1 pseudogene is annotated in these 1,146 nt (G+C 58.3%); it reads right to left on the bottom strand.

What is annotated here, in order from left to right:
• Positions 1–886 (bottom strand): annotated as a pseudogene (locus EN935_RS37050) (polysaccharide biosynthesis protein); the annotation flags it as partial.
• Positions 887–1,146 lie beyond the last annotated feature (260 nt).

The following is a 1,146-nucleotide window of genomic DNA, read 5'->3' as shown; positions in this document are numbered from 1 at the left end:
CGATATCGGACGCGACTGTCGGACGCCGCAGGATCGTTTCCATCTCGACGGTGTCGAGAACCAGCTTTCCGTGCTGTTCCAGCTCCGAAAGACCTGAGAATTGCACCACATTTATGTCGCCGTGCCGGGCAACGCGCACGAGTCCCGAATACTCCTCGATCTCGTGTTCGGCGCCGCTGCCGAAAATCAGCAAGTCCAGGCTTTTGGTGCCCGTCGCGTAGTCTTCCAGGACATCGATCAGACGCGGCCGGGTCGCCACCACGGGAACACCTTGAATCCGCGTCCCCAACGGCGCGCCGCGCTCGGTCGCCATGATGCCCGCGATGGAATAGTCCGCCGGCTGCGCCGTGCGCGTGAAGCGAATGATCAGGTCGGCCTCGCCGAGCCGGCCAACGAACAATGCTCGCTTGGCCTGCGTCTTGTCGGTCTTGCCGCCTAGAATGCCCCAGCTCGCGCCGTCGCGCAGGAAGCGGTAGAACAGCCGCGGCGCCGATATGACGGTGAAGGAGACGAGGAAGAAGACGATGAACTGACGCTCGTTGAGCCCAGCCACAGGCTGGAAAGAACGAACCAGCAGCGAAACCACGTAAAGCGTGAGCGTCAAAATCGCGCAGCTCTTCAGGATGTTGAAAAAGTCCGGCGTCGAGGCAAAACGCCAGACGGTCGTGTAGAGGCCACAATATCTGAATAGCAAATGGCTGATGAGAACAATGCCAGCCCAGGTTGCCAGACCCTCGTTGGAGAGCGCTTCGAACGAGAGATTCGACCGCGAAAGCACGAGGCTGAGCGCCACGGCGACCAGGACCATGACCACGTCCTGGACCATGATGAAGGCACGCCGCATCTGTGGCCGGAGCCCGAATACTGATTCGAGGTAAGAATTCATTGGATGGCACTAGACTCCAGGCTCACGGATATGAACACCAGAAAAAGTGCGAACACGAAGATACTTCGCGGCCGATCACCTTACTCAAGTGCCATCCCCGGCCCCCGCCGTCTTGTATCGCATACTGCGGGCGGGAAGGCATAGCTAGATGTTTTTTTGGGGCATGTGCGGCCGAGGATTTGAAAGGACAACTGGGGTCCAAATTTTACAATTTTTGCTTATCCGCCTAGCTGACGTCGCTGATCTTATCGATTAAGGGT

The sequence above is a fragment of the Mesorhizobium sp. M7D.F.Ca.US.004.03.1.1 genome (assembly GCF_003998635.1).
GTDB classification, from domain to species: domain Bacteria; phylum Pseudomonadota; class Alphaproteobacteria; order Rhizobiales; family Rhizobiaceae; genus Mesorhizobium; species Mesorhizobium loti.
Note: the sequence above shows the minus strand (reverse complement) of the source record. Positions and strands in the feature narration are given on the sequence as shown.